General features: G+C 60.6%; 2 protein-coding genes. One reads left to right on the top strand and one right to left on the bottom strand.

Annotation, left to right across the window (positions count from 1 at the left end):
* Window positions 1-23: 23 nt before the first annotated feature.
* On the top strand, window positions 24-548 hold the full coding sequence (locus tag L0G76_RS15850) for a Dps family protein (protein WP_304358093.1): 525 nt from the start codon (window positions 24-26) through the stop codon (window positions 546-548).
* A 99-nt stretch (window positions 549-647) separates the two neighbouring features.
* On the opposite strand, the gene lhgO is transcribed toward L0G76_RS15850, so the two are convergent.
* Window positions 648-1853 carry an L-2-hydroxyglutarate oxidase gene (lhgO, locus tag L0G76_RS15845; protein ID WP_369696201.1) on the bottom strand — a complete coding sequence of 402 codons (1206 nt, stop codon included), beginning with the start codon at window positions 1851-1853 and terminating at the stop codon, window positions 648-650.
* Window positions 1854-2254 lie beyond the last annotated feature (401 nt).

Here is a 2254-nt window from a genome sequence, read left to right as displayed (position 1 = left end):
CCGGAGAGATTGGAGCAAGATTCATGGCACAGTCAGTCAATGTTCCTGAGCCCCACGGCTCAGAGAAGACGCAGAGAGAGAACGCTGAGCATGGTTTCGTCGCTTCTGCTGCTCTGACAAAGAACTTGCAGGGTGTGTTGGTCGATTTCATCGCCCTGAGTCTGACCGCCAAGCAGGCGCACTGGAATATCGTCGGCCCGAACTTCCGCGATCTCCATCTCAACCTCGACGAGGTGGTGAGCATCGCCCGAGCTGGCAGCGACACCATGGCGGAGAGGATGCGTGCTCTCCATGCCTCCCCGGACGGCAGGCCCGCAGTCGTAGCCGAACAGACCCGCCTGCCGGAATTCCCCGAGGGTGAGATCACCACTCATGACGCCATCGACCACATGGTCAAGACTGTTGAGACCACAGTCGCAACAATGAGGAATTGCCATGACGAGGTCGACTCCGCCGATCCGACGACGGCAGACCTCTTCCACGAGTACATCGGCCAGCTCGAACAGCAGGCCTGGTTCATCAGCGCCGAGACTCGTACACCCCAGTGAACCGATGATCTGAACTGATCCGATGCCCAGCCCCATCTGCTCATCCGGCAGGTGGGGCTTTTCGATGTTCACCCACCAAACGCAGCAGACGCACGCGGCTCAGGTGAGTGCTGCGGTGTCGATGAGATGTTCGGCGATCGCCAGCGCCGAGGTGGCCCCGGGCGAGGGTGCGTTCCTGACGAACATCGTGGCTCCCGCACGATCGATGACGAAATCATCGACCAGGGTTCCGTCTCGGTTCATCGCCTGAGCACGGATTCCGCGGGTGGCACGGTGCCCGTCGGCACCGTCGAGGGATGGAACGTAGCGGGCCGCCTCGGCGACGAACTTCTCGATGGAGAGCACGCCTGCGATCTCGCGAGCAGCCGTTGCCATATTGCCGGCGGCGAATCTCCAGAATCCGGGATCCGTGGCCACGGTCAGCGAGTCCGACATGTTGAGGCCGAGGCCCTTGTAACCTTCACGGGAGAAAGACAGGAAGGCATTGGGCCCGATCATGAGCCCGCCGTCGATGCGTCGGGTCACGTGCACTCCGAGGAATGGGTACTTCGGGTCCGGGACGGGATAGATGAGTCCGTTGACGACGTCGTTGAAGCGCGGTTCGAGGATGTAGTACTGACCGAAGAACGGCACCACGGTCGGGTTCTTCGCCTCGCCCGAGCGTGCGGCCAGCCGATCGGCCTGCAGTCCGGCACAGACGATGACCTGGTCGTACTCCTGCGAGTCGACGCTCGAGTGCACGATGGCCGAACTGCCCTTGGCCCCGCTGCGCTGCTCGATTCTCCTCACTCCGGTGGAGAAGCGAACTCGGCCTCCACACCGGCGGAAGTCTGCGACCAGCGCTTCGGTCAGGCCACGGTAGTCGATGATTCCGGTGCGGGGTGAGTGCAGTGCGGCGACACCCTCGGCATTCGGTTCGACTTCGACGAGTCCGTCTCTGTCCAGGAGTGCAACGTCAGGGACCCCGTTGGCTCGCGCGCGTGCGTGGATTCCATGCAATCTGTCCACTTCGACATCGCTGGTCGCGACGACGACTTTTCCGCACTCCTCAAAGGCAACGTTGTGCTCGCGAGCGAAGTCGTGGAGCAGTGAGACTCCTCGACGGCAGAGGCGGGCCTTGAGGCTTCCGGGCTCATAGTAGAGGCCCGCGTGGACAACGCCGGAGTTGTGTCCGGTCTGGTGGGCTGCAGGATGGTCTTCCTTCTCATACAAGGTGACGTCGGCACCGTCGTATTTCATGACCAACTCACGGGCCACTGCCGAGCCGATGATCCCCGCGCCGATGACGGCGAAACGCTTCTTCACGCCCACACTTCAACTTCCTCGTCTGCTGTTGCGATTGCTCTGACACTATTTCGGCCCTACTCACCATACAAGCAGCCAACTACCAGCGTTCTCCAGGTCAGGTAGGGACCATTCTGGTCTCGAATAGGCCGTGTTTCGACCGATGCGTCGCAGTTCGGTCTCGTTTCCAACAAACCTGTCATCGTTTCAATTACTCATCCGTCACTTACGTAGTTACCTCAGAATGACCCCCGGAGACCACATTCAGAAACCTCACTTCGCTGCATGGAAGGCTTCGCGTCACGATCCAAACGTCGATCGAAGCTTGCTTGCAAACCCCTGACCTGGTAATACACGTACGCGAGCACGCCGGGACCCCAGAGGCACCAGAGACGAATTAGCCTGGAACTACAGAACTGTTG

Source organism: Brevibacterium picturae (genome assembly GCF_030453725.1).
Taxonomy (GTDB): domain Bacteria; phylum Actinomycetota; class Actinomycetes; order Actinomycetales; family Brevibacteriaceae; genus Brevibacterium; species Brevibacterium sandarakinum_A.
Note: the sequence above shows the minus strand (reverse complement) of the source record. Positions and strands in the feature narration are given on the sequence as shown.